This window comes from Mesorhizobium sp. B2-3-5 (assembly GCF_006442395.1).
Lineage (GTDB): Bacteria > Pseudomonadota > Alphaproteobacteria > Rhizobiales > Rhizobiaceae > Mesorhizobium.
Window position 1 is genome coordinate 16,330 of sequence record NZ_VFVX01000022.1, and the last position, 25,759, is coordinate 42,088.

The window sequence follows — 25,759 nt, forward strand, 5'->3', positions numbered from 1 at the left end:
CCCATGAGCTCGAGCTTGCCACCTTCCGGCGGAAACGATAGGCCGCAGCAATCCGCAACAACCTTCCCCACCGCCCATGAAACCCAGAGACATCGCCGCCTACGTCTTCCTGGCCGTCACCTGGGGGCTGTCGTTCCTGGTGCTGCTCAAGGTGGTGCATGCCTTTGGCTGGGTCGGTGCGGTCACCTTGCGTTCGCTCGTCGCCGGCATCACGCTTTTTCTGCTTGCCGCCGCGACGAGGCGCAAGCTCGATTTCAGCGCCGGCTGGCGGCCCTTCGCCGTGGTCGGCGCGACGACCGTGGCGGCTCAACTGATCGGCCTGTCCTACGCCACGCCGCGCATCGGTACGGCGATGGCGGCAATCCTGGTCGCCGCGATCCCACTGTTTTCGATGATCATCGCCCAGCTGTGGGGGCTCGAGCGCATCACGCTTCGCGGGCTGGCGGGACTGTTGCTCGGGGCCGCCGGCATCATCGTTCTGGTCGGCTTTCCCGCCGTCCCGATCACGGCGCCATTTGCCTTTGGTTGCGCTGCCTCCCTGTTCAGTTCGTTCTCGGCCGCCTTCGGCAGCAATTACGCCAACCGGCATCTGCGCTCTGCAGGCTCGTGGGAAGTCACCAGTGCCGTCTTCCTGTTCGGCGGCCTGATGACGCTGCCGCTGCTCCTCGCCGTGCCGGTGCCGGCGATGCCGCGTACGATTGACTTCCTCTACCTCGCTATCCTCGCCTGCATGATGAGCGCGATGACCTATATCGTCTATTTCCGGCTGGTGGCCAGCATCGGCGCGACCAGGGCGATCAGCGTCGAATTCGCCGTGACCACGATCGCGGTGCTGGTCGGCACCGTCATGCTTGGCGAGGCGCTGACCGTCATCCAGGCTTTCGGCGCGGTGGCGATCATCGGCGGGTGCGTGCTGGTGCTGGACCCATTCCCGCGCAGCGCCAAGGTGGTGCCACAGGCCGAGGCCTTGCCATCCGCCCCGCCTTTGGTGTAGCCAATCCCGACACTCAAACGTCTTTGAAAGGAGGGCTCACGTGTTTACGTTCTATCGTCACCATCGTCAGCGTGGCCCGATTTCCGCCCTGCAAGCTTGCTTGCAGGGCTGACCAGGACGGTCCGGGTTTTTCCCGCTTCGATTTTTTGGTCTGCCCTTCGTGGTGCGCAATGCCTGAGCCTGATGGCCGGCACGCGGACCGTCAAAGTGCATCGAACCGGAGTTTGCCTCCGGACAGACCAGAGAAATCGCAATGGCCCTGATCAGCCTCAAATCCCTCGGCGTCACCATGAGCGCGCCGCTCTTCTCCAACCTCGACCTCACCATCGGCAGCGGCGACAGGCTGGGCATCGTCGCCGCCAACGGCCGCGGCAAATCCACCTTGCTGAAATGCCTGACCGGCGAGATGGAACCGACATCAGGCGACATCACCCGCACGCGCGGCCTGCGCGTCGGCCATGTCGAACAGTCGGTTCCCCCTGCCCTGTTTGGCCGCACCTTCCAGCAGGTGGTGGCCGACGCCTTGCCGCCCGGACAGGCCGACAGCGAGATGTGGCGTGTCGACGTCGTTCTTGACTCGTTCGACGTACCCGAGGACATGCGTGTGCGCCCCATGCAGGCGCTGAGCGGCGGCTGGCAAAGGCTGTCGCTGATCGCCCGCGTCTGGGTCACTGACCCGGATGTGCTGCTGCTCGACGAGCCTACCAATCACCTCGACCTCGCGCGCATCAGCCAGTTGGAAACCTGGCTCAACGCGCTGCCGCGTGAGGTGCCTGTGGTGATCGCCAGCCACGACCGGGCCTTCCTCGACGCGACCACCAACCGGACGCTGTTCCTGCGCCCGGAACAGTCGCCGGTGTTTTCTCTCCCCTATTCACGGGCCAGGAATGCACTCGACGAAGTCGACGCCTCGACGGCCCGCAAGTTCGAGCGCGACATGAAGGTGGCGCAGCAGTTGCGCAAGCAGGCGGCCAAGCTCAACAACATCGGCATCAATTCCGGCAGCGACCTGCTGACCATCAAGACCAGGCAGCTCAAGGAGCGCGCGGAAAAGCTTGAGGACGCGGCTGTCGCGGCGCATCGCGAGCGCTCGGCGGGCGCCATCAAACTCGCCAATCGCGGCACGCACGCCAAGGTGCTGATCACGCTCGACGACGCGGCCGTCGAGACGCCCGACGGCACGCTGCTGTTCAGGACCGGCAGGCGCCACATCTGCCAGGGCGACCGCATCGTGCTGCTCGGCCGCAACGGCGTCGGCAAGTCGCGTTTCGTCACCCTGATCCGCAACGCCATCCTCGAGCCGGAAACCGCCGAGAACGTGAAGGTGACGCCGTCAACGGTGCTCGGCTACAGCGATCAGGCCCTATCAGGCATCAGCGGCGACGACACGCCGCTGATGATGCTCTCGCGCCGCCATGATGTCGGGGAGCAGCGCGCGCGGTCGCTGCTCGCCGGCGCCGGCGTTAGCATCGACATGCAGGAGCGCAAGATCGGCGTGCTGTCCGGCGGCCAGAAGGCGCGGCTGGTGATGCTGGCGCTCAGGCTCGACAATCCCAATTTCTATCTGCTCGACGAGCCGACCAATCATCTCGACATAGACGGCCAGGAAGCGTTGGAAGAGGAATTGCTGAAGCACCAGGCAAGCTGCGTGCTCGCCTCCCACGACCGCTCCTTCATCCGCGCCATCGGTAACCGCTTCTGGCTGATCGAGAAGCGGCGGCTGACCGAGGTCGAGGACCCCGAGGATTTCTTCCGCCAGGTGGCACAGGCCGCGGCCTGAGAAACGAGCCGGCCCGTTGAAAACAACGGACCGGCGCACACCCGTACAGAAAATTCTGCCCGATCTGTCGGATCGCCGCCCGATGCCACGTCCTTGGAATGCCGACACGATGATGCCGGCGCCAACCAGGGAGAACTTACCATGTCGGTCCTTTCATCCATCGGTCGCATCGCAACCCAATACGCTGCGGCGCGCGCCCGCTACCGCAGCGAGCGCATCCTGCTTGCGCTGCCGGCCGAATTGCGCAAGGACGTCGGCTTTCCGAAACTCTTCGACGCCAAGAACAGCCGTCGCGCGGCCACCTTCTCTGCCAAGGTCATATGACCACGGCCAGTCAATCATGCGTCAAGCCCGCTGGCGGCCCGCCTCTCAAGGCTCGGTCTGCGAGAAAAATTTAACGGCCATGTAGGATTGCCGTCACCTCATCCGTCCTACGATTGGCGAGGCCAAACGAACGCAAAGAGGAGCAAGACATGACTGACCAGACCCCAGTTCAGCCCAGGGCGGAAGTGCTCGGCGGATTGACGCCCTATCTCCAGGTGGACGGCGCCTTCAAGGCCGCGGAATTCTACAAGAAGGCTTTCGGCGCCGAGCAGGTCTTTTCCTATCCGGCGGACGAGAAGGGCCGCACCATGCACATCCATCTCCACGTCAACGGCTCGACGCTGATGCTCGGCGATGCCTATCCCGAACACGGCCATCCACATCAGGCGGCGCAAGGCTACACGCTGCAGCTTCATCTCGGCAGCGACGATATCGATGCCTGGTGGAAGCGTGCCGTCGACGCCGGCTGTGAGGTCGTGACGCCGCTGCAGGTCATGTTCTGGGGCGATCGCTGGGGCCAGGTGAAGGATCCCTTCGGCGTTGCCTGGGCGATGAACGCACCGGTCAAGTAAACTGGCGAGCCGGCGCCCTTTCCCCAAGGGCGTGATGCGCTCACCTGCGCCGGGTTGCATCCTGCCGGCCCGGCGCCCGACTTCAACAAAGGAGCCCACAATGTCCTATGTCGATGGTTTCGTGCTGGCCGTGCCCAAGGCAAAGCTCGACGACTACAAGAAATTGGCCAATCTCGCCGGCACCGTCTGGAAGGAGCACGGGGCGCTCGCCTATGTCGAATGCGTCGGCGATGACGTGCCTTATGGCGAGATCACCTCGTTTCCGCGCGCCGTGCAGGCCAAGGAGGACGAGATCGTCGTCTTCGCCTGGGTGCTCTATGAATCCAGGCAGAACCGCGACGCGGTCGTGGCCAAGGTGATGGCCGACCCGCGCCTGCAGCCGAACATGGAAACAATGCCGTTCGACGGCAAGCGCATGATCTTCGGCGGCTTCCAGCCCTTCATGGAGCTTTGAGAAACTGGCGCAACGCTATCGCTTCGTCATCCTATGGCGGAGCAAGGAGCGCAGAGACGCGGCGCAGACCATAGGATCCATGCCGTGACGTTAAAGCGTTGAAAACGGTGCAGAATTCTGCGCCGTTGCATCCTTCGATCGACGTCTCGGCATGGATCCTCGGGTCTTCGCGACGCCGCTTCGCGGCTGCTCCGCCCGTGGATGACGAAGCTGGGTGGGCTTCGGCTAATCCATAAGGGGGGCGCTAATCCAGTCTGTCGAGCAGCGGTTTCAGCCTGTCGCCATATCGCTTCCACAGGTCGACCGAGCCTTGATACATCGGCTGGCGCACTTGCGCGGCGGAAGCCGTGCGCACCGGCCGGTCGGTCTCGTGGAACGACAGCACGGCGTCGTCCCAGGGCAGCCCGAGATAGTCGATGAGCGCCCGGCTCTGCCCTTCCTGGTCGGCGACGAAATCCTCGTAGCGCACATCATGCACGACACCGGGCAGCACCTTGTGCCAATGCGCCATGATGTCTGTGTAGAGATTGTGGAAATCGGCGAGTTCGGCCAAGTCATAGCCATAGCGATGGCTGTCGCCGCGGAAATGCACTTTATAGATCGAGAGGCAGGTTGCCGCCGCATCGCGGGCGCAGTGGATGATCCTGGCCTTTGGCATCATCATGTGGATGAAGCCGACGAGCAGGAAGTTGCCCGGCATCTTGTCGGTGACGTGGCGCATATGCGGATAGTGGGCATGCAGCATGTCGAGATAGGCCTGCCCCGCCTCGGCGAAATCCGCATCATCCGCGTCGGATACGCCCCAGGGGAAACCACCCGGCATGTTCGACGGAAACTGCTTGCCCACCGCCTTCTTCAGGATGCTGAGCTCACCCGCGCCATAGACCCGCGGATGGCTGGCGATGATCTGTTCGACCAGCGTCGTGCCCGAGCGCGGCATGCCGACGACGAAGATCGGCGCGTCATCGGCGATCGCGCTCGGCCTGTGCCTTTCGAAGAAGCCGGCATCGAACACCGTATTCATCGCCTCGAACTCGGCGCGTGTCTTCAAGGGATCGTAGTCGATGCCCTTGCGGCGGATGGCATTGCCTTCGGCGAAATAGTCGAAGGCCCTGCTATAGTCCTTCAGATCGTCGTTGGCCTTGCCGAGGCCGAAGGACAGCTGCATGCGGGCCAGGCTGTCCTGCGGCGCCTTGGCATGCTGGGCCTCCATGCCGGCCAATTCGGCGTCGCGCTCCTTCTGCCGCTTGACCTGCGTCAGCATCAGCCAGGCACGGGCCATGGCGGGCTGGACCTCCACTGCTTGCCGGAACAGATCCGCCGCCTCGTCGAGCTGGCCCTTTTCCATCAGCCCGACGCCGAGCCCATGCAACAAGTCGGCATCCTTCGGGCGTATCGCCAGCGCTTCGCGGAAGGCAGACAGCGCCTCGTCCAGCCGCCCGGCTTCCTGCAGGGTTTCGGCAAGCCCAATGCGGGCGCGCACATGAAATGGATTGCGCGCGATCGTGCCGCGATAGATCTCTTCGGCCTCCTCGAACTGGCCGAGCTGCTTCAGCGACGAACCGAGATTGTCGCGTGCCGCCAGCTGTTCCGGCCGCAGGTCCACCGCGCCCCGGAAGAAATCGATCGCCGCCGCGACGCGACCGAGGTCGCGCATCACCGTGCCGAAATTGTTGAGGAAATCGGGATTCGTCGGCTGCAGGCTCACCGACTGTTCGAGGAGTTCCAGCCCCTCTTCGCTACGCCCGGTCTGATGCAGCAGCAATCCCAGGAAATGCGCGGCCGCCGCGTGTTTGGGCTGACGCGCCAGCACCTGCCGGTAGATTGACTCAGCCTCTTGCCGGCGCCCGGCCTGGTGCAGTTGCAGCGCCTGCTGCACATACTGGTCGAGGCCCAGCGGCGGCTGGCCTCCCGCGCCAGACTTGGCCGCGCCAGGCCTGGCTCCCGCACCCGCCGCTCTTCTCTGATCTCTGTTAATGGGAAACCTGCCGTGTTTGTCCGCCTGCCGCGATCTAGGCCATTGGCGCAAAAGGTTCAAGGCTTTGCTTGTCTGCCTCGGCCATTGCGTTGCCGGCAAATGGGCTCGCTCGCAAGCGGCGCCTGCCTTCTTCCCTGCTGGAAGGAAGAGGGCAACAGTCCCTCAGCACGGCCCATCGCCAACGATGCGGTAGTCCGACGCGCGGGCCTCGCAAGCGTTGGGGAAGGTGCGCATCTCGCCATGCCGACGGGCGCAGACGGGCGCGTATTCACGGGTACAGAAGGTCTGCTCTTCGCCACCTCCACCGCCGTCGCGACAGGGGCCGTCGCGCACGATGCGGTAGCCGGCGCGGTCGGCAAGGCAGGCATTGGCGAAGGTCTGGCGGTCGCCGCCGCGCCGGGCGCAGACAGGCTCATACTGCTTGGTGCAGAATTGCGGTTCGGGGCGCGGCGGACGCGGGCGTGGCCCCGGCCCATCATCAACGACGACGGTGCAGGCGGCCAGAAGCGCCGACAGAAACAGAACGGCGAACCCTTGCCGCGAAAAGATTGACGCCAGAAACTTCATGCTGATCTCTCCCTCGGTCCCGATCCTGGCCATTCCCTTGTCAAATGCAACCCCGTCGCGGTTCACCACACGGGAAAAGGGTATGGGGCGTGGCGGGCGAGATCGAAGACGTCCCTGGCCCATGCGTGACTGCGGCTGTGGGCCGATGACCCGCCCGGCAACGAGGCCTATCTGCGGCCGGTCGACGCTCAAATCGGTCGATTCTTGCGTCGGGATGCGCTCATAGTGGCGGCCCGCGGCGCTATCTTGCAACCTTCACGTTTCCATGCGATAAATTCCGTGTTCGGGCATTTGCGACCCGGAGAGCGGAACGTTTTGGACGACCTTTCCCCGATACTGTGAATCTCTGACGGCCCCGTTTTTCGGCGGGGGGTTTTGACAATGCGCCAATGCATGACTGCCGAAAGCAACCACCGGGAACTGCCCTCGACGCCAGGTGGCGGGCAGGACCACCAAAGACTGAACGGGTGAAGGAGTTTCCCCAATGGCCCAGACCGGCACCGTTAAATTCTTCAACGCGACCAAAGGCTTCGGTTTCATCACGCCCGACGGCGGCGCCAAGGACGTGTTCGTCCACATTTCCGCGATCGAGGCATCGGGCCTGCGCACGCTCGTCGACGGCCAGAAGGTTACCTTCGACGTCGAGCCGGACCGCATGGGCAAGGGCCCGAAGGCGGTCAATCTCCGCGCGGCCTGAACCATCGGGACGCCGCCCGCTCTTGATGGCGGGCGAATGAGGGTCGGAGCTTGCCCAGCCTCTGGGCCCGCAGACAGATTTTTGAAGGCGCGGCGTTTTTTGTCGCGCCTTTTTCATATCCGCGCGGAACAGAATAAAAGCATGTCGCCCCAAAACGGTTCCGGTTTTGGGTCAACGACATGCGTCATAACAAGGACTTAAAGCGCAACGCGCTTTAAGTCCCCGCAAAACTTTCTCTTGCCGATGACGCTAAAATAAAGGACAAATTTCCTCTCGGGCATTTGCCGGCCCGAGACTGGAGTTTATGGGATCAAAGGAGCTTCCCATGCCGCAGACCGGCACCGTCAAATTCTTCAACCATGCCAAAGGCTTCGGCTTCATCACGCCGGACGATGGCGCGAAGGATGTCTTCGTCCATATTTCGGCCGTGCAGGCGTCGGGTCTTCCCGGTCTCGAAGATGGGCAGAAAGTGACATTCGACACCGAGCCGGATAAACGCGGCAAGGGTCCGAAGGCCGTCAACCTGTCGATCGGCTGAGCCGGCTTCAGGCCGAACGCTCCGGCAGGCCAGGTCCGCTTTCTGGAGCGTGCGTTTTTTGATGCTTGTGGCGGCGCGGCACATTAATCCGTTCAGCCCCCGTTCAGCCACGGTCTCATATTAATCTTTCGTAAAGCCGGACCGCATCCCCGAAAAATCATACGGGCCGGCACGAAGGAGATCGACATGAACCGAATTTTCAAGACAGCCGTGCTGTCCGCCGCCGTGGCCGCCACGATGCTTGTGGCCCTGCCCGCGGCCAACGCCGATGACTGGCATCGTTGGCATCATCACGGTCACGGCCATGGCGACGCCGTCGCAGCCGGCGTCCTCGGCCTCGCCGCCGGTGCGCTGATCGGCGGTGCATTGGCCAACCAGCAACCCCCGCCGTCTGACTATTACGATGACGGTTACTACTATGATCGTGACGTGAGCGTGCGCCCGGCCCCTGTCCGCCGCTACTACGCGGAGCCTCGGGTGGTGTATGCCGACCGGTATGCCGAGCCGTGGACGCGGGGCTGGTACGAGTATTGCTCGGACCGTTACCGCACCTTCAATTCCCGCACCGGCACCTTCACCGGCAATGACGGCGAACAGCATTTCTGCACGGCCAACTGAGGCTTCCCTGCCCCAAACAAAGAGCGCTGACCGCAAGGCCGGCGTTTTTTGTTTGGGCTCTAGGATTTTGAGGCGGCAATCTGCGTTTGCAAAAGTCAGCGCCGCCCCTCATCCGCCTGCCGGCACCTTCTCCCCGTATAGGGACGGGGAGAAGAGAACTGACCGCAATGCTGGCGCTGGTACTGCGACGCTGGAGATTGGCGAAATCCTCGGTGCAGGCTGTCTTTCTCCCCGTCCCTATACGGGGAGTTGAGAAGTGGTCCGCACAGCGGACGAAAAAGCCAATTGCTTGGCTTTTCGAACGACGAACGTCCGGCAGGACAATGAGGGGCAGCGCCAGCTTTCGGAAACGGCTTGGTTAAGTTGGTTCGGGATCGTCTGAATCCCTATTGAATTAGACCAAAAACGGATTGGTCCGCCGCTCCTCGCCGAAGCGGCCGCCCGGCCCATGGCCGCAGATGAAGCCGATATCGTCGCCAAGCGGCAGAAGCTTGTCCTTTATCGAAGCGATCAGCGCCGCATGGTCGCCACCCGGCAGGTCGGTGCGGCCGACCGAGCCGCGAAACAGCACGTCGCCGACATGGGCGAATTTGGCCGCCCGGTTGTAATAGACGACGTGGCCCGGCGCGTGGCCGGGGCAATGCAGCACCTCGAAGCGATGCGAGCCGAACGACACGCTCTCCCCCTCGGTCAGGAACCGGTCGGGCACGCAATTGCGCGAACCGGCGATGCCGTAGCGCCTGCCCTGGTTTTCCAGATTGTCGAGCAAGGGTTTGTCAGCCTCGTGCGGGCCGACGATCTCGATGCCCAGCGCCGCCTTGAGCTCCATCGCACCGCCGGCGTGATCGATGTGGCCATGCGTGATCCAGATGGCCCCGGCCGTGATCGCATTGTCCTTCAACACGCCCAGCACCTTGTCGATGTCGCCGCCCGGATCGACGACGACGCCGTGCTTGTCGTCCATGTCGAACAGGATGGTGCAGTTCTGCTGGAACGGTGTGACCGGTACGATGCCGGCATTGAGCTGACCCATGATCGTCCTTTCGATGTCCAAGCGGTGATGTAGAGGCGCCGGTGAGAGGCGTCCACCCCTCGAAAGACGAACAGTCAGTCGTCTTAAAACGGAATGGGCGGCCGAAGCCGCCCATTCGAAAATCTTAGACAGAAATCGCCTACTTCTTCATGGCGCCCATGACCGCGCCGACGATGGCGGTCAGGATCGCCCCGCCGCCGGCGCCGCCGACGATGTTCTTCAGGTTGAGCGCGCTGCCGAGACCGCTCGTCGCCGCCGCGGCCGCTTCCGGAGTGATCGTGCCGCCGCCGAGCAGGCTGCCGAGGATCGCCGCGCCGCCGACACCGCCAACGGCTCCGGCCAGGATTTTGGGAAGCTGTCCCATCGCCGCCGTCTTGATCGCCGCGCCGACCGCCTGGCCACCGATGATGCCTGTAATGATCTGAATGATGATCGGAAGAAGCGTGTTCATGTCCATATTGCCAGTCCCTCCATAGCTGCCAGCCTCCCGGGCCGACGCCATCATGAGACGCCGAATTGGATGAAAGTCAAATGCACAAACGCTGAAATAAAAGGGGCGGTTCGAAAACCGCCCCTACTTGCGCGAAAAGCTGTGACTTTCGTTATTCTGCGGCGATCGCATGCTTGGGCTGAACGGCCACAGAATAGTCGTTCATCAGGTTCTTGGCGATCTCGCCGACCTCGAATCGGTAGGGGCCGATCTCAGAAACCGGCGTGACTTCCGCCGCGGTTCCCGTCAGGAAGCATTGCTCGAAGCCTTCGAGTTCCTCCGGCATGATGACGCGTTCGATGACCTCCAGCCCGCGATCCCTGGCCAGGCCGATGACCGTGCGGCGGGTGATGCCGTCGAGGAAACAGTCGGGCTTCGGCGTATGGATCTTGCCGTCCTTGACGAAGAAGATGTTGGCGCCGGTCGCTTCGGCGACCTGGCCGCGCCAGTCGAGCATCATGGCGTCTGCATATCCCTTGGCCTCGGCGGCGTGCTTGGACATGGTGCAGATCATGTAGAGGCCAGCGGCCTTCGACTTCGACGGCGCGGTGCGCGGGTCGGGCCGGCGCCATTCCGCCACGTCGAGCCGAATGCCCTTCAGCTTCTGCGCCGGATCGAAATAGCTCGGCCACTGCCAGATGGCGATGGCAACATTGATGCGGTTGTTCTGCGCCGAAACACCCATCTGCTCGCTGCCGCGCCAGGCGATCGGCCGGACATAGGCGTCCTGGAAACCCTGCTTCTTCAACAGTTTGGTCGAAGCATCATTGAGCTCGGCCACCGAATAGGGGATCTTGAAGCCGAGCAGGCGCGCCGATTCATGCAGACGCTCGGTATGCTCGTTGAGCTTGAAGATCACGCCGCCATAGGCGCGTTCGCCTTCAAACACCGCGCTGGCGTAATGCAGGCCATGGGTCAGCACATGAATCTTGGCGTCGCCCCATGGAACGAACTCGCCGTTCATCCAGATGAAGCCGTCCAGTTGATCGAAGGGAACGGATGCCATGGTAACCTCCCGCGGGCGCCGGCCCGCATATCTTCAGTGTCGTTGCGTGTTCTTTTTGGCCGCGCCGTGAGATTGGAGACGCCAGCCGGTGTCTCGAAGCGTAAGCGGATAATCGCGCTCTGGCAAACTCAGGAAATTCCGGAAAAACCCGCCCGTCTTGCCTTTTTGTTCGCAATCCGCCCAAAAGCTTGTCAAAAATTATCATTGCAGGGAAATTACGTCAATAGTACTGACATAATCTCCTGTTCCCATGGAGAAATGATGACGGATCGAAGCCACGCAGCCGGAAAACCGATCAGGACCGCAATGTCAGTCGAGGACGGCATCGACTTCGCCATCATCGAGCTGTTCTTCTTCGCCTATCGCGACTTCACTTCCGATCCCGATCAGATCCTGGCCGATTATGGCTTCGGCCGCGCTCATCACCGTGTGCTGCATTTCGTCAACCGGCGGCCAGGCCTGACGGTCGCCGAACTGCTCGACGTGCTGAAGATCACCAAGCAGAGCCTGGCGCGCGTGCTCAAGCAACTGATCGACACCGATCATGTCGTGCAGTTGCAAGGTCCGCGCGACCGCCGCCAGCGTGAGCTCTATCCGACGGCCAAGGGCCGTGCGCTGGCGCTGGCGCTGGCGCGGCCACAGTCGCGCCGCATCCGTGCTGCATTGGAAGATTCCGGCGCCACCGAACGGGCCTTGGTGGAACGCTTCCTCGAAGCGATGGTCAATCCGGAACTGAGAGCTCAGATCGACGTTGGATCCGCAAAAATGTCAGGAAAAAGCCATGGAGAGCACTGAGAGGGTCGACCAGGCGACCGCACCGGATGACGACGCGCCGCATTTGCTCGTGGTCGACGACGACACCCGCATCCGCAATCTTCTCAAGCAATATCTGACCGAAAACGGTTTCCGCGTCACCGTCGCCGGCAATGCCGGTGAGGCCCGCCGCAAGCTCGCCGGCCTCGACTTCGACCTGCTTGTGCTCGATGTCATGATGCCGGGCGAAAGCGGCGTCGATCTGACCAAGGCGCTGCGTGCCGAAAAGAACGTGCCGATCCTGATGCTGACGGCGTTGTCGGAAACCGACAGCCGCATTTCGGGGCTCGAGGCCGGCGCCGACGATTATCTGCCAAAACCCTTCGATCCGCGCGAGCTGATCCTGCGCATCAACAACATCCTGCGCCGCGGCGGCCCGACGGCAACGCCAAAGGTCGAACAGCTGGTCTTCGGCCCCTACACCTTCCAGATCGCCAGACGCGAACTGAAGCGCGGCGGCGAGGCGCTGAAGCTGACCGACCGCGAGCAGGAGATCCTGGCGATCTTTGCCGCGCGCGCCGGCGAAACCATCCCGCGCCACGAACTCGTCGGCGACGATTCGGAGGTCGGCGAGCGCACCATCGACGTTCAGATCAACCGGCTGCGCCGCAAGATCGAGCGTGATCCGTCCAATCCGGTCTGGCTGCAGACCGTGCGCGGTATTGGGTATCGGCTCAGCGTGGAATAGAATACCGGCCGCGGCCGCAATGGCCGCCGACGGATGAAACGGGCCAATGGCGACCACGGGACTGGAACAGCCGGGAAATGACGGCTTGAGCGCACGCGCCACGCGAACGCTCAAGGCGGTGCCGCGCATCTGGAACCGGTTCTGGCGCCTCGTCTCGCTCTATATGCCCAAGCGCCTTTATGCGCGCTCGCTGATCATCGTCATCGCGCCGATGATCCTTTTGCAATCGGTGGTCGCCTTCGTCTTCATGGAGCGCCATTGGGCAACCGTGACGCAGCGCCTGTCGCAGGCCACCGTACGCGACATCGCCGCCATCATCGACATGATCGAGACCTATCCGCACGACGCCGACTATGCCAACATCATCCGCATCGCGCAGGACCGCATGCAGCTGAAGGTCGACCTCCTGCCGCCCGATCCGTTGCCGCCGCCCGGCCCAAAACCGTTCTTCTCGATCCTCGATGACGTTCTTTCCGCCGAGATCACCCGCCAGATCAATCGACCGTTCTGGATCGACACGGTGGGCAATTCCAACATCGTCGAGGTGCGCGTCCAGCTTGAGAACAAGGTGCTGCGCGTCTTCGTGCGCCGCAGTCAGGCCTATGCCTCCAATACCCATATCTTCCTGATCTGGATGGTCGGCACCTCGCTGGTGCTGTTGATGATCGCCATCCCCTTCCTGCGCAACCAGATCCGGCCGATCCTGACGCTCGCCGAGGCCGCCGAAAGCTTCGGCAAGGGCCGGCCGATGCCGCGCGATTTTCGCCCGCGCGGCGCCGAGGAGGTGCGCCGCGCCGGCTTTGCCTTCATCCAGATGCGCGAGCGCATCGAGCGCCAGATCGAGCAGCGCACCGCGATGCTCACCGGCGTCAGCCACGATCTCAGGACCATCCTCACCCGCTTCAAGCTGCAGCTGGCGCTGGCCGGCGGCAAGGCTGAGACCAAGGCGGCGCTGAACCAGGACATCGACGACATGCAGTCGATGCTCGAAGGCTATCTCTCCTTCGCCCGCGGCGAGGCCTCGGAGGATCCCGGGCGCTTTGATCTCGAAGCCTACTTCCAGAAGCTCAGCGAAGAAGCGAGCCTGCGCAAATGCAAGCTGTCGACGACGCTTTCCGGCGACCCGACCGTGCATGTGCGCCCCAAGGCCTTCGCCCGGCTATTGTCCAATGTCATCGGCAACGCCTTCCGCTATGCCAAGACGGTGGAGGTCAGCGCCAATCATGGCCGTGGCTCGCTTGTGGTCACCATCGACGATGATGGTCCCGGCATTCCGGCCGACAGGCGCGAGGACGTGTTCAAGCCCTTCGTGCGGCTCGACGAGGCCCGCAACCTCGATGCCAGCGGCACCGGCCTCGGCCTGTCGATCGCCCGTGACATCGCCCGCAGCCACGGCGGCGACATCACCCTTGACGTCAGTCCGCTTGGCGGCCTGCGCGCGGTGATCAAGGTTCCGGCCTAAGAGCAATTCCAGGAAAGTGTGAAAACGGTTTTCCGTCCGGAATTGCGTCAAAGACAAAAGTTAGAGGAGTTCGCCGTTTCCCTGAACGGTGAGCTGCTCCAGGCACGTCAAGCATCAGGCTTCATCCGCCCGTCATGAAATCGTGGTGAAGAGCGCGCATGAAACGTGCGATCATACTCGATTCGTCCTTGCCGGCCCACTTCGACCCCGTGCCCGCCCGGGTGCGCTGGAGCGAAGCTGCTGCAGCCGGCTGGTCGCCGTTTCGGCATCGTTTCAAGGCAACCGTCGACCTTTCCAGCAAAGGGCCGCCATGCGCATATTGATGGTAACCGACGCCTGGCGCCCACAGGTCAATGGCGTCGTCCACACGTTGGAACGGCTCACCGAAACTCTGAGATCCTTTGACGTCGGGGTGGATTTCCTGACGCCCAACATCTTTCGCACGCTGCCCTTGCCGACCTATCCCGACATAAGGCTGGCGCTGACCACGCCCGGCCACGTGGCGCGGCTGATCGATGGCTACAAGACCGATCACATCCACATCGTCACCGAAGGGCCGCTCGGCATCATGGCGCGGCGCTATTGCCGCAATGCCGGCCGACCATTCACCACCAGCTATCACACGCGCTTTCCCGAATATCTAAGCGCCCGCCTGCCGGTGCCGGAAAGCTGGGCCTATCGCTGGCTGCGCGACTTCCACAATTCCGGCCAGGGCACGCTGGTCGCAACCCAGTCGCTCGCCGACGACCTTTCGGCGCGCGGTTTCAACAAGCTGAGGCCGTGGACGCGCGGCGTCGACACCGACCATTTCCGACCGGACAAACGGAAGGACCTCGGCTTCCCCGGCCCGGTCTTCCTCTGCGTCGGCCGGGTCGCCATCGAAAAGAACCTCTCGGCCTTCCTCGACCTCGACCTGCCCGGCAGCAAGGTGGTCGTCGGCGAAGGCCCGGAGCTTGCAAAGCTCAAGGCGAAATATCCGCAGGCGCATTTCCTGGGCCATCGTCCTAACGACGAGCTGGCCGAGATCTACGCCTCGGCCGACGTCTTCGTCTTCCCCAGCCGCACCGACACATTCGGCAATGTCATCATCGAGGCGCTGGCCAGCGGCACGCCCGTCGCCGCCTATCCGGTCACCGGGCCGATCGACATCGTCGGCGACGGCATTGGCGGCGCGGTTTCCAACGATTTGCGCGAAGCATCGCTCGCCGCCCTCAAGGTCGACCGCGCCCAGGCCCGCGAACGCGCCATGCGCTACAGCTGGAAAGCCTGCGCGGAAATGTTCCTCGACACGGTCGGGGAAGCGCTCGGCAGGACGCGCAAGCTGGCGGCCTGAGAGTTGTGCCGGCCCAGGATGTGTTGAGATTCAGGTCAGGCCGAGCCGAGAATGGTGGGCTCCGAGAACCGGAGCGGAGCGTACTTTTGGGTACGTGAGCACCGGAAGCGCAGGAGACCGCCGTTCGCAGGCCGGCATCACCTGAATATCAACGCATCCTAGAACAGCCGCCCGCCGTCCGGCACCCTGCGCTCGATGGCGCCGAGCACGACAGCACCCTCCTCGTCAGGAAAGCCCAGCGTCAGCACTTCCGACATGAACGGCCCGATCTGGCGCGGCGGGAAATTGACCACCGCGAACACCTGCCGCCCGACCAGCGTTTCCGGCGCATAGTATTTGGTGATCTGCGCCGACGATTTCTTGATGCCGATGTCGGGCCCGAAATCGATCTTCAGCTTGAACGCCGGCTTGCGCGCCTCGGGAAACGGTTCGGCCTCGACGATCGTGCCGGCGCGGATGTCGACACGATCGAAATCGGCAAAACTGATCTCGGGCTTGCGCTCGCTGCTCGAACTCATGTCTCTGTCTTACCGATGCTCAGGCGTTGCCGTAGGTCTCGAACAGCACACCGGCCAGCGCATCCTTGGCCGAGGTTCCCGACCAGACGACGAACTGAAAAGCCTGGAAATAGCATTCGCAGGCTTCCAGCGCCGAGGACAAAAGCACCTCGACCTGCTGGCTCGACGGCTCGACTCCGCCCGCCAGCAGCAGCGACTGGCGGAACATGATCGCGCCTTCCTGCTCCCAGAGGTCGAAATGGCCGAACAGCATTTGCTCGTTGATCAGCGACAACAGCCGCATCACTTCCAAGGCGCGGGTCTCCGGCACCTTGATGTCGAAGGCGCAGGCCAGATGCAGCGCCTCGAAATCCTCCATCCAGGAGAAGGAGACATGGTAGTCGGTCCAGCTGCCGGCAACCGAGATCGAGATTTCGTCATCGCCGGCCCGTTCGAAGGACCAGTCATTGTTGTGGGCCACCTGCTCGATAACATCCACCGGATGGATTTCGCGGGAGAATTCGAGTTCGAGAAGTTCCATGGAATGCTTCCTGTCGTTCTAAGGAGCGCCGCCACACGCTCCGCGGGAGGGCACACACAACGAACAATCTGATCTAGAACTCGGACGGCCAGGACTTCTCGACGCAAAGACCCCAGACCGGACCCCACCGCCCGGCCGCATGATCCTGCTCCGAATCATGCAACAAATTCAGTCTATTGATCGGGAGTCGCGTGAACAGCCCAATTTTTCGCACTGCGTCATTCGCATGTGGAAAGGCGCTGTCACAAAGATTCATGCAATGCCGTTAAGCGATTCACGGCAAAGCGCTTTTCAGAATTGGACTATGTGGAAAAGTTTAATGATTATTTTTTTGCACGCGGCTTCGCCGCCGCCGCTGGTGCGGCATCACCGGCCAGTTCGGCGAGCCTGGCTTCGAGCGCTTCGATGCGGGCGGCAAGGCGGGTATTCTCGTCCCGAGCCTTGGCTGCCATCTCGCGCGCGGCCTCGAATTCCTCGCGCTGCACCACGTCCATCGAATTGAGGATACGCTCCGCCTGCCCCTTGAAGGCGGTTTCCACCTCGCGCCGCACGCCCTGGGCGGCACCGGCTGCATCGGTCATGAGCTTGGCGAATTCGTCGAGAATGCGGTTCGGTCCGGTCGACATGGCAAATCCTCGCTTGCTCGAATTGACGTAGTGGCGCCGCGCGGAGAATGCAAGAACGTTGAGGCTTGGTGCGGCATCTGCGTTGCTATGGCGCATGGCGCTGCCGTACCTATAGGCAGTTGTCAAACAGCTCCAACCTGTACTCGAGGACGCCAAATCGCCTATTGTGTTGTCGTCTCATATAGCGTCAGCACACTCCAATCAGGGTCAACCAATGGCAACGCCTCCACGCCGACCAACAAATCCGATGGCAGCCGCCGAAGCGGCCTTCAAGCCGGTCAAGAAGCCGGCGGCACCGCCCCGGGAACCCTCGACCGCCCCGAATATCCGTGAGCTCGTTTCGATCAGGATCGACCGAGCCGTGCTGGACTATTTCCAGGAGGATGGCCCCGGCTGGCAGGACAGGATCAACGATGCATTACGAAAGTTGGTGGCTGCCAAGCCTCAGGGGTGAGCATCCGCACGGCGATGGCCCGTCCGGGTGATCCGGTCGCGACATTTGACGGCAACCGCCTTGCCTTGACCCTGCCCAAACCCTGCCGCATGGTCCACGCGCAAACGCGTTTCGCAACCGAGAGCTCCCGTTGAACGACTATTTCCTGCTACCGCTGGCCTCGCTGCCTTTTCCCAACATCAACCCGATCCTGATCCAGATCGGACCGCTGGCGGTGCACTGGTATGGCGTCGGCTACATCGTCGGCATCCTGTTTGCCTGGTGGTACGCCAAGCGGCTGGCCGCCAACCCCAAGCTCTGGGCGGACGGTGTCGTGCCGATGAAGCCGGAGGATCTCGACGATTTCATCGTCTGGGCGGCAATCGGCGTCGTGCTGGGCGGCCGAACCGGCTATGTGCTGTTCTATGACCTGCCGCGCTACATCGCGCATCCGCTCGACATCTTCGCCGTCTGGCAAGGCGGCATGTCCTTCCACGGCGGCCTGCTCGGCGTCATTCTCGCCATGACGCTGTTTTCCATCAGGCGCGGCATCCGCACCTGGTCGCTGTTCGATGTCGTCGCCGCCGGCGTGCCCGTCGGCCTCGGCCTGGTGCGCGTCGCCAACTTCATCAATTCCGAGCTCTGGGGCCGACCGAGCGATGTGCCATGGGCGATCGAATTCCCCAATGGCGGCCCGTTTACCCGCCACCCCAGCCAGCTTTACGAGGCGCTGCTCGAGGGCCTGGTGCTGTTTGTCGTGCTGCGTATCCTCACCCATTCGCGCCTCAAGCTGAAGACGCCGCGCTTCGTCGGCGGCGCCTTCATCTGCGGTTACGGCCTGTCGCGCATCTTCGTCGAGTTCTTCCGCGAGCCGGACCAGCAACTCGGCTATCTCCTTGGCACCAACTGGCTGACCATGGGCATGATCCTGTCGACGCCGATGGTGCTGGCCGGCATCTGGGCGATGGCCACCGCCAAGCCGGTGACGCAGTCGCAGCCGCAGGCGACATGACGCGGCTGAAGGCCCGGATCGTCGACCTGATCGAAGCGCTTGGTCCCCTTCCCGTCAACGAATACATGGCGATGTGCCTGTTCGACCCCTCGGACGGCTACTACATGACGCGCGAGCCCTTCGGTGCCGCCGGCGATTTCGTCACCGCGCCGGAGATCAGCCAGATGTTCGGCGAACTGATCGCCGTCTGGCTCTACCAGGCGTGGCTGGCGATCGGCCGCCCGATGCCGGTGACCATCGCCGAGATCGGCCCAGGTCGTGGCACGCTGATGAAGGACATGCTGCGCACCCTGTCGCGGCTCGACCCGGCGCTGGCCAATGGTGCTGACTTCGCCATGATCGAGACCAGCCCGCGCCTGACCGAGGTGCAGAAGCAGACGCTTGGCACGACACCGCTCGCGGCTCAGTGGCACGAGACGATCGAGACCCTCCCTCATCAGCCGCTGCTGATCGTTGGCAACGAACTGTTCGACGCCGTCCCCATCCGCCAGTTCGTGCGCGCCGGCGCTAGCTGGCGCGAGCGGATGATCGGCCTCGATGATGAGAACAATCTTTGCTTCTTCGCCGGTGCCGGTTCCGTCGACCCGGCGCTGCTGCCGGCCGATGCCGCAAATGCACCGCAAGGCGCGGTCGCCGAAGTGGCACCGGCCCGCACGGCCCTGATGGCGGCCATCACCGAGCGCATGGCCCGAGACGGTGGCGCCGGGCTGTTCCTCGACTATGGCCATCTGCAGCCGGGTGTCGGCGACACGCTGCAGGCCTTGCGCCGGCACAATCACGAACATGTGCTGGCCAATCCGGGCGAAGCCGATCTCACCTCCCATGTCGATTTCGCCGCCCTTGCCGCGACCGTGCGCGGGCACGGTCTCGACGCCCACCTGTCGACGCAGGGCGATTTCCTGCTTGGCATGGGCATTCTCGAGCGTGCCGGCAGGCTTGGCGCCGATGCCAGTCAGGCGGCGCGCGACAAGATCACCGGCGATGTCGAACGCCTCGCCGGGCCGCAGGCCATGGGCGAGCTGTTCAAGGTGCTTGCCGTCCTGCCGCGCGGCGTCGCCGTCCGGCCTTTTGCCACGACGGATTGACTTTTCACCGCTCCCCCTCCCAATCTCCCGTCCGGTAAAAAAAGCGGCCGGACCGCCGGCCGCTTTTTCTTGACGAAACCGCTCACACGGACAACAACGCCCGCATGCTGAATCAGACCAAACCGGATCCCGTTCGGTCGCCGCTGCTGGACAAGGCGCAGGCACAAGGCATCCGCCACGGCTATTTCACCCGCGTCGGCGGCGTCTCGGCCGGCATCTACCAGGGCCTCAACATCGGCACCGGATCGTATGACGACCAGGCGCTGGTCGCCGAGAACCGCCGTCGTGTCGCTGCCTGGATGGGCGTGCCGGCGAACCATCTGTTGACCGCCTGGCAGATCCATTCGCCCGACGTCATCATTGTCCGGGAGCCCTTTGCCGGCGAGCGGCCCAAGGCCGACGCCATCGTCACCGACCGGCCCGGCATCGCCATCGGCGCCTCGACCGCCGACTGCGGCCCGGTGCTCTTTGCCGATGCCCAAGCACGCATCATCGGCGCGGTGCATGCCGGCTGGAAGGGCGCCTTCACCGGCGTGCTCGAAAACACCGTTCTCGCCATGGAAAGCCTTGGCGCCCGGCGTGAGAACATCGTCGCCGTGCTCGGTCCTTCGATCGGACCTGACAATTACGAGGTCGGGCCTGAATTCGTCGCCCGCTTCGTCGAGGCCGATGATGAAAACGCCGCCTATTTTAAGCCCTCCGCCAATGCCGGCCACGCCCTGTTCGACCTCAACCGCTACACGGTCGACCGGCTGGCCAAGGCTGGCGTTATCGCCGAGGGCCTCGGCCGCTGCACCTATGCCGAGGAAGATCTGTTTTACTCCTACCGGCGCACCACGCACCGCAAGGAGCCCGATTACGGCCGGCAGGTTTCGGCGATAGTTTTGGAGAGGGCATAATGGCGCTGCATTTTGAACGATCCGAATTCGACGCGCGGCGCGACCGCCTGATGATCGAGATGGCCGAAAAGAAGCTCGACGCCATCCTGCTGTTCGCGCAGGAGAGCATGTACTGGCTGACCGGCTATGACACGTTCGGCTTCTGCTTCTTCCAGTGCCTGGTGGTGAAGGCCGACGGCTCGATGGTGTTGCTCACCCGCTCAGCCGATCTGCGCCAGGCGCGCCAGACCTCGATCATCGACAACATCGTGCTGTGGACCGACCGCAACGGCGCCAACCCGGCGGTCGACCTGCGCAACCTGCTCAACGAACTCGACCTGCTTGGCGCCCGTATCGGCGTCGAATACGACACCCACGGGCTGACCGCCTACAATGGCCGCCGGCTGGACGAGCAGCTGCAGACCTTCGGCCAGATCGCCGACGCATCCGGCATCGTCGGACGGCTGCGCCTGTTCAAGAGCCCGGCCGAGATCGCCAAGGCTGAGAAGGCCGCCAACCTCTCCGACGACGCGCTGGACGCGGCACTGCCGCTGATCAAGCAAGGCGGCGACGAAGCCCTGATTCTCGCCGCCATGCAGGGCGCCGTCTTTGCCGGCGGCGGCGACTATCCGGCCAACGAATTCATCATCGGCTCCGGTGTCGACGCGCTGCTGTGCCGCTACAAGGCCGGCCGCCGCAAGCTCACCAAGAACGATCAGCTGACGCTCGAATGGGCCGGCGTATTCCATCATTACCATGCGCCGATGATGCGCACGGTGCTGACCGGAAAGGTCTCCAAGCGCCATCAGGAACTGTTCGACGCGGCGCGCGCCGCGCTTCTCGCCGTCGAAAAGGCGATGACGCCCGGAAACACATTCGGCGACGTCTTCGACGCCCATGCCCGCACCATGGAGGCGCATGGCCTGACCAAGCATCGGCTGAACGCCTGCGGCTACTCGGTCGGCGCGCGCTTCACACCGTCCTGGATGGACATGCCGATGTTCATCCAGGGCAATCCCGAGCCGATCGCGCCGAACATGACCCTGTTCGCCCACATGATCATCATGGATTCCGACACCGAGACGGCGATGACGCTTGGCCGCACCTACCTGACAACCGAATCCCAGCCGAAGCCGCTCTCCCGCCATGATCTCGACTTGATCGTGCAGTGAAACCACAATGGGAGGCGTTCTTCGCCAAGGAGTTAGAAGGCAAATGAGACGATCGCGTGTGACGACCGTGTCATTGCTTGTGGCACTGGCTCTGGCGGCCTGCACCAACGCAAAGGACGTTCTCGAACCTTCCGCAATCACCCCGCCGGCCACCTCGGCGCCGGCAGCGCAGGGCGGCGCGGCGGCGGCTGTTCCGGCCCCGGCGTCATCAGCCGCGCCCGCCACCACCACGGCGGGTGCGCCTGCCGCCACCACTCCGGTCACGCCCGCACAGGCCGCCGCCATCCTTGCCAAAACCCGGCTGCAGATCGCGCCGATCGTTGGCGCTTCGGTGGAAGCCGCCACCCCGCTGACGGCGGAACTGCAGGCGCGCGCCAAGCAGCGCGGCATCACGCTTGCCGGCAGTCAGGATCAGACCGCGACCCATGTGCTCAAGGGCTACTTCTCGGCGATCTCGGAGGGCAAGGACACCACCGTCATCTATGTCTGGGACGTCTACGACCCCTCCGGCAACCGCCTGCACCGCATCAACGGCCAGATGAAGGCGCCTGCGGTCAATTCCGGCAACAGCGGGGGCGGCGACAGCTGGAAGGCGGTCTCGCCCGCCACCATGCAGGCGATCGCCGACCAGACCATCGACCAGTTCGCGGCGTTTCTTGGCGGCAAGGCGAGTTGAGGTGTTGCCAGCCGGCGTTGCCCAACAGCTTTCTTGAGCTTAGCCGGCGGATTCCCGATCTCGGCGCTTGCAATACCGGCGCGGGCCGCTAAAAGCCCGGTTAAAAGGTACAGGAGAGTCCGTCAGGCCTCTCCACCCCTCCACCAGGAACGGTGCATGAAACTCTTCGCGGGCAATTCCAACAGGGTGCTGGCCGAAGCGGTCGCCCGCTATCTCAACATCCCGCTGGGCAAGGCCAGTGTCAGGCGCTTCGCCGACCAGGAAATCTTCGTCGAAATCCAGGAAAACGTGCGCGGCGAGGATGTCTTCATCCTGCAGTCGACCTCGTTCCCGACCAACGATCACCTGATGGAACTGCTCATCATGATCGACGCCTTCATGCGCTCGTCGGCAAGGCGCATCACGGCGGTCATCCCTTATTTCGGCTATGCAAGGCAGGATCGCCGCGCCTCCGGCCGCACGCCGATCTCGGCCAAGCTGGTGGCCAACATGATCACCCGCGCCGGCGTCAACCGGGTTTTGACGCTGGACCTTCATGCCGGCCAGATCCAGGGCTTCTTCGACATTCCGACCGACAATCTGTTCTCGGTGCCTGTGATGGCCCGCGACGTGAAGGCGAAATACAAGCAGCTCGGCAACGTCGTGGTGGTGTCGCCCGATATTGGCGGCGTGGTGCGGGCACGCGCGCTGGCCAAGCGCTTCGACGCGCAGCTCGCCATCGTCGACAAGCGCCGTGAGCGCCCGGGCGAATCGGAAGTCATGAACATCATCGGCGCGGTCGCCGGAAAGGACTGCCTGCTGATCGACGACATCGTCGATTCCGGCGGCACGCTGTGCAATGCCGCCGATGCGCTGCTGGCCAACGGCGCCACCAGTGTCACCGCCTACATCACCCATGGCGTGCTCTCGGGCGGCGCGGTCGCCCGCATCAGCGGCTCGAAGCTGCAGGAGCTGGTGATCACCGATTCCATCCAGCCGACCCAGGCCGTGCTCGACGCCGCCAACATCCGTGTCATCTCGATCGCCGACCTGATCGGCGAGGCCATCTCGCGTACGGCGACCGAGGAATCGGTATCGAGCCTGTTCGATTAAGCTCCCGGCGGCAGCAATCTGGTTCCGGAATCGGGCGCCATCCGCCGCGGGCTTTCCCCGCTGTCGCGCGCGCCGCGCATGTAGCCGCGCGGCGAGGAGCCGAGCATGCGCTTGAACATGGTGATGAAGGCCGGCACGCTGTCATAGCCGAGATCGAGCGCCACCCTGGTGATCGGCTCGCCGTCGGCCAGCCGCGGCAGCGCCGCGAACAGGCAGGCCTGCTGGCGCCATGTCGACAGCGACAATCCGGTCTGGCGCTGGAAGGCGCGCGTGAAGGAGCGCCGGCTCATGCCGACGGCATCGGCCCATTCGTCGATCGTTGCGTGTGGCGAGGGTGCCGCGACAAAGCGCCGGCAGAGCGCCGCCAGTTTGGGATCGGACGGGAACGGCAGACCCAGTGGCCGTTCCGGCAGCTGCGGAATCTCATGCAGCAGAAGGTTCATGATTAGGCCGCCGCGCCCTTCCAGTTCGCCACCTTGCGGCAGCTTCTCGGATTCCACGATCAGGCTGTGCATGAGGTCGGTGACGCCGACCACGCGCATGCCTTCCGGCAGGCCAGGAATCGCCCGCGGCATGACATAGACGGACCGCATCGAGACATCGCCCAACATCTCGACGGAATGTTCGATGCCGGCCGGAATCCACATTGCATGGTCGGGCGGCACCATCCAGCGCCCGTGCCGCGTCGTCACCAGCACGACGCCCACCAGCGCATGCAGCAACTGACTGCGGCTGTGGTGGTGATGCGGCACGTGGTAGCCATCCGGATATTCGGTCGGCAAGACCACCGCCGGTCCAACCGCCTGCTCCAGCCACTGCCAACGCAGCCCGTGCAATTGCTCGAGATCCGTACGACCGGCGCCGAAAAGCTCCTTACCGTGCGGTATCATCATGCTCAGCTGGCCCACTTGCGAAACTATTGGACCAAACCACGAAAGAAGTAGCCTGGCAACCGGCTTATAAGGCTGCCTGCGGGAGCGTCCCGCCACGTTACCGCTGCGGGGCGAGAAAGCCCCGCAGCCTCAGTCCCGCGGCTCTGCCGCCAAAAAAACTACGGAGCCTATCTTGACCGATACGACAGCGAGCAGCGTCGCGACACCCGCGAGCGCCAGTCACGTTTCAGCCCAGGCGACGGCGTTCACCGTCATTCTGGCGGTGAGCCTCTGCCATTGCATCAACGACATCATGCAGTCGCTGCTATCGGCGATCTATCCGCTTCTGAAAGACAATTACGGCCTCGACTTCTGGCAGATCGGCCTGTTGACCTTCACCTTCCAGGTGACGGCCTCGCTGCTGCAGCCGATCATCGGCGCAATCACCGACAAGCGGCCGATGCCCTACTCCCTGCCTTACGGCATGGCGGCGTCGCTGATCGGCCTTGTCGTGCTGGCCTATGCCGGGCACTATTACCTGCTCCTGATCGGCGCCTCGCTGATCGGCATCGGCTCGGCGATCTTCCATCCCGAATCCTCGCGCATCGCCCGCTTCGCTTCGGGCGGCCGGTTTGGCCTGGCCCAGTCGCTGTTCCAGGTCGGCGGCAATTTCGGCCAGTCCATGGGGCCCCTGCTGGCCGCCTTCATCGTCGTGCCCTTCGGCCAGACCAGCATCGCCTGGTTCGCCATCGGCTCGCTGATCGGCATCTTCATCCTGTGGCAGGTCGGCGGCTGGTACAGCCGTCTGCGCGCCGCGCAGGGCATCCGCAAGGCGGCAAGTTTCGTCTCGCCCTTCCCGCGCCGCAAGGTGATGTGGGCGCTGGCGGTGCTGACGCTGCTGGTGCTGACCAAGAACGCCTATATCGCCAGTCTCGCCAGCTACTACACCTTCTATTCCATCCATAAGTTCGGCGTGTCGGTGCAGATGAGCCAAGTGATGCTGTTCCTGTTCCTCGGCGCCTCGGCGCTGGGAATCCTGCTCGGTGGCCCGTTCGGCGACCGCTACGGGCAGAAGGCGATGATCTGGTTCTCGATCGTCGGCGTGCTGCCCTTCACGCTGGCGCTCCCCTACGCCAACATGGAATGGACGATGGTGCTAACGGTGCTGATCGGGCTGATCCTGTCGTCGGCCTTCTCCAACATCGTCGTCTTCGCGCAGGAGTTGGTGCCGGGCCGCGTCGGCATGATCGCCGGCATCTTCTTCGGCTTCGCCTTTGGCGTGGGCGGCATCGCGGCCGCCGTGCTCGGCGTCGTCGCCGACATGAAGGGCATCGATTTCGTCTTCCAGATCTGCTCGTACCTGCCGTTCCTCGGCCTGCTGACAGTGTTCCTGCCCAACATGAGAGAAGCCCGGAAGGTGGAACCCGCCGCTTAGAGCAATTTCGGGAAAAGTGCGTAGAGGTTTTCCGTCCGGAATTGCGTGAAAGCAATGAGTTAGACCATCCGCGTCCTATCCGCGAAAGAGCAC

The 25,759-nt window shown here is 63.5% G+C and carries 29 protein-coding genes; 20 read left to right on the forward strand and 9 right to left on the reverse strand.

The genetic code is table 11. The features are described from left to right. The first annotated feature begins 76 nt into the window (after positions 1–76). From FJ958_RS22025 to FJ958_RS22045, 5 genes are all read left to right on the forward strand, one after another. Entirely contained in the window at positions 77–994 is a 918-nt protein-coding gene (locus tag FJ958_RS22025; protein ID WP_140745422.1) for a DMT family transporter, read from the forward strand. A gap of 253 nt (positions 995–1,247) precedes the next feature. Next, positions 1,248–2,774 (forward strand): ABC-F family ATP-binding cassette domain-containing protein, encoded by a 1,527-nt coding sequence (locus FJ958_RS22030; protein WP_140745424.1) that lies wholly within the window; start codon positions 1,248–1,250, stop codon positions 2,772–2,774. Positions 2,775–2,915: 141 nt separating this feature from the next. Next, positions 2,916–3,098, forward strand: a complete 183-nt coding sequence (locus FJ958_RS22035; protein ID WP_140745426.1) for a hypothetical protein — start codon at positions 2,916–2,918, stop codon at positions 3,096–3,098. A 149-nt stretch (positions 3,099–3,247) separates the two neighbouring features. Then, positions 3,248–3,670: a glyoxalase/bleomycin resistance/extradiol dioxygenase family protein gene (locus FJ958_RS22040; RefSeq protein ID WP_140745428.1), complete on the forward strand. Its 423-nt coding sequence runs from the start codon at positions 3,248–3,250 to the stop codon at positions 3,668–3,670. A 100-nt stretch (positions 3,671–3,770) separates the two neighbouring features. Continuing rightward, positions 3,771–4,124 (forward strand): DUF1428 domain-containing protein, encoded by a 354-nt coding sequence (locus FJ958_RS22045; protein ID WP_140745430.1) that lies wholly within the window; start codon positions 3,771–3,773, stop codon positions 4,122–4,124. Between the two features lie 244 nt (positions 4,125–4,368). On the opposite strand, the gene FJ958_RS22050 is transcribed toward FJ958_RS22045, so the two are convergent. Further along, positions 4,369–6,003 carry a tetratricopeptide repeat-containing sulfotransferase family protein gene (locus tag FJ958_RS22050; protein WP_140745431.1) on the reverse strand — a complete coding sequence of 545 codons (1,635 nt, stop codon included), beginning with the start codon at positions 6,001–6,003 and terminating at the stop codon, positions 4,369–4,371. A gap of 261 nt (positions 6,004–6,264) precedes the next feature. Next, positions 6,265–6,669, reverse strand: coding sequence for a Kazal-type serine protease inhibitor (locus FJ958_RS22055; RefSeq protein WP_140745432.1), 405 nt, complete (start codon positions 6,667–6,669; stop codon positions 6,265–6,267). A 484-nt stretch (positions 6,670–7,153) separates the two neighbouring features. Here FJ958_RS22055 and FJ958_RS22060 point away from each other — a divergent pair, with 484 nt between their 5' ends. The 3 genes from FJ958_RS22060 (at position 7,154) to FJ958_RS22070 (ending at position 8,522) form a co-directional block, all read left to right on the forward strand. After that, positions 7,154–7,366: a cold-shock protein gene (locus FJ958_RS22060; RefSeq protein ID WP_006202520.1), complete on the forward strand. Its 213-nt coding sequence runs from the start codon at positions 7,154–7,156 to the stop codon at positions 7,364–7,366. Positions 7,367–7,691: 325 nt separating this feature from the next. Then, positions 7,692–7,904 (forward strand): cold-shock protein, encoded by a 213-nt coding sequence (locus FJ958_RS22065; protein WP_006202521.1) that lies wholly within the window; start codon positions 7,692–7,694, stop codon positions 7,902–7,904. Between the two features lie 186 nt (positions 7,905–8,090). Next, complete coding sequence (locus FJ958_RS22070; RefSeq protein WP_140745433.1) at positions 8,091–8,522, forward strand: BA14K family protein; 432 nt, start codon at positions 8,091–8,093, stop codon at positions 8,520–8,522. 394 nt (positions 8,523–8,916) lie between these two features. Here the strand turns inward: FJ958_RS22070 and FJ958_RS22080 are convergent, their stop codons facing one another. The 3 genes from FJ958_RS22080 to FJ958_RS22090 form a co-directional block, all read right to left on the reverse strand. Then, positions 8,917–9,555 carry an MBL fold metallo-hydrolase gene (locus FJ958_RS22080; RefSeq protein ID WP_140745435.1) on the reverse strand — a complete coding sequence of 213 codons (639 nt, stop codon included), beginning with the start codon at positions 9,553–9,555 and terminating at the stop codon, positions 8,917–8,919. A gap of 139 nt (positions 9,556–9,694) precedes the next feature. Further along, a complete protein-coding gene (locus FJ958_RS22085; RefSeq protein WP_140745436.1) occupies positions 9,695–10,012 on the reverse strand; it encodes a hypothetical protein in 318 nt (105 codons plus the stop codon). A 145-nt stretch (positions 10,013–10,157) separates the two neighbouring features. Beyond that, complete coding sequence (locus tag FJ958_RS22090) at positions 10,158–11,051, reverse strand: branched-chain amino acid aminotransferase (RefSeq protein ID WP_140692193.1); 894 nt, start codon at positions 11,049–11,051, stop codon at positions 10,158–10,160. 261 nt (positions 11,052–11,312) lie between these two features. On the opposite strand from FJ958_RS22090, the gene FJ958_RS22095 reads away from it, so the two are divergent. The 4 genes from FJ958_RS22095 to FJ958_RS22110 all read left to right on the forward strand — a co-directional run bounded on the left by FJ958_RS22095 (position 11,313) and on the right by FJ958_RS22110 (position 15,347). After that, positions 11,313–11,846: a MarR family transcriptional regulator gene (locus tag FJ958_RS22095; RefSeq protein ID WP_181173109.1), complete on the forward strand. Its 534-nt coding sequence runs from the start codon at positions 11,313–11,315 to the stop codon at positions 11,844–11,846. Beyond that, positions 11,833–12,552, forward strand: a complete 720-nt coding sequence (locus tag FJ958_RS22100; RefSeq protein ID WP_140745437.1) for a response regulator transcription factor — start codon at positions 11,833–11,835, stop codon at positions 12,550–12,552. The genes FJ958_RS22095 and FJ958_RS22100 overlap by 14 nt, the downstream gene beginning before the upstream one ends. A gap of 46 nt (positions 12,553–12,598) precedes the next feature. Then, entirely contained in the window at positions 12,599–14,014 is a 1,416-nt protein-coding gene (locus tag FJ958_RS22105; protein ID WP_140745438.1) for an ATP-binding protein, read from the forward strand. Between the two features lie 310 nt (positions 14,015–14,324). Further along, the gene (locus FJ958_RS22110; protein WP_140745439.1) at positions 14,325–15,347 is read left to right on the forward strand and encodes a glycosyltransferase family 1 protein; all 1,023 of its coding nucleotides are present in this window, start codon (positions 14,325–14,327) and stop codon (positions 15,345–15,347) included. Positions 15,348–15,505: 158 nt separating this feature from the next. Here FJ958_RS22110 and FJ958_RS22115 read toward each other — a convergent pair whose 3' ends face one another. The 3 genes from FJ958_RS22115 to FJ958_RS22125 all read right to left on the reverse strand — a co-directional run bounded on the left by FJ958_RS22115 (position 15,506) and on the right by FJ958_RS22125 (position 17,011). Beyond that, entirely contained in the window at positions 15,506–15,865 is a 360-nt protein-coding gene (locus FJ958_RS22115) for a tRNA-binding protein (RefSeq protein WP_140745440.1), read from the reverse strand. Positions 15,866–15,884: 19 nt separating this feature from the next. Next, the gene (locus FJ958_RS22120; RefSeq protein ID WP_013893499.1) at positions 15,885–16,385 is read right to left on the reverse strand and encodes a YbjN domain-containing protein; all 501 of its coding nucleotides are present in this window, start codon (positions 16,383–16,385) and stop codon (positions 15,885–15,887) included. Between the two features lie 323 nt (positions 16,386–16,708). Continuing rightward, positions 16,709–17,011: an accessory factor UbiK family protein gene (locus FJ958_RS22125; RefSeq protein WP_140745441.1), complete on the reverse strand. Its 303-nt coding sequence runs from the start codon at positions 17,009–17,011 to the stop codon at positions 16,709–16,711. A gap of 214 nt (positions 17,012–17,225) precedes the next feature. Here FJ958_RS22125 and FJ958_RS22130 point away from each other — a divergent pair, with 214 nt between their 5' ends. From FJ958_RS22130 to FJ958_RS22160, 7 genes are all read left to right on the forward strand, one after another. Beyond that, positions 17,226–17,465, forward strand: coding sequence for a BrnA antitoxin family protein (locus FJ958_RS22130; RefSeq protein ID WP_140745442.1), 240 nt, complete (start codon positions 17,226–17,228; stop codon positions 17,463–17,465). A gap of 130 nt (positions 17,466–17,595) precedes the next feature. After that, the gene (gene lgt / locus FJ958_RS22135; protein WP_140745443.1) at positions 17,596–18,456 is read left to right on the forward strand and encodes a prolipoprotein diacylglyceryl transferase; all 861 of its coding nucleotides are present in this window, start codon (positions 17,596–17,598) and stop codon (positions 18,454–18,456) included. Continuing rightward, a complete protein-coding gene (locus tag FJ958_RS22140) occupies positions 18,453–19,541 on the forward strand; it encodes a class I SAM-dependent methyltransferase (protein ID WP_140745444.1) in 1,089 nt (362 codons plus the stop codon). Before lgt ends, FJ958_RS22140 begins: the two co-directional genes overlap by 4 nt. Before the next feature lie 104 nt (positions 19,542–19,645). Next, complete coding sequence (gene pgeF / locus FJ958_RS22145; protein WP_140745446.1) at positions 19,646–20,440, forward strand: peptidoglycan editing factor PgeF; 795 nt, start codon at positions 19,646–19,648, stop codon at positions 20,438–20,440. Further along, a complete protein-coding gene (locus FJ958_RS22150; RefSeq protein ID WP_140692183.1) occupies positions 20,440–21,591 on the forward strand; it encodes a Xaa-Pro peptidase family protein in 1,152 nt (383 codons plus the stop codon). The genes pgeF and FJ958_RS22150 overlap by 1 nt, the downstream gene beginning before the upstream one ends. Before the next feature lie 43 nt (positions 21,592–21,634). Further along, entirely contained in the window at positions 21,635–22,267 is a 633-nt protein-coding gene (locus tag FJ958_RS22155; RefSeq protein ID WP_140745448.1) for a hypothetical protein, read from the forward strand. 156 nt (positions 22,268–22,423) lie between these two features. After that, positions 22,424–23,359: a ribose-phosphate pyrophosphokinase gene (locus FJ958_RS22160; RefSeq protein ID WP_140745451.1), complete on the forward strand. Its 936-nt coding sequence runs from the start codon at positions 22,424–22,426 to the stop codon at positions 23,357–23,359. Here the strand turns inward: FJ958_RS22160 and FJ958_RS22165 are convergent. After that, entirely contained in the window at positions 23,356–24,246 is an 891-nt protein-coding gene (locus FJ958_RS22165) for a helix-turn-helix transcriptional regulator (RefSeq protein ID WP_140745538.1), read from the reverse strand. The two genes, FJ958_RS22160 and FJ958_RS22165, sit on opposite strands and share 4 nt — an antisense overlap. A gap of 178 nt (positions 24,247–24,424) precedes the next feature. Here FJ958_RS22165 and FJ958_RS22170 point away from each other — a divergent pair, with 178 nt between their 5' ends. Beyond that, positions 24,425–25,666 (forward strand): MFS transporter, encoded by a 1,242-nt coding sequence (locus FJ958_RS22170; protein WP_181176474.1) that lies wholly within the window; start codon positions 24,425–24,427, stop codon positions 25,664–25,666. The last annotated feature ends 93 nt before the right edge of the window (positions 25,667–25,759 follow it).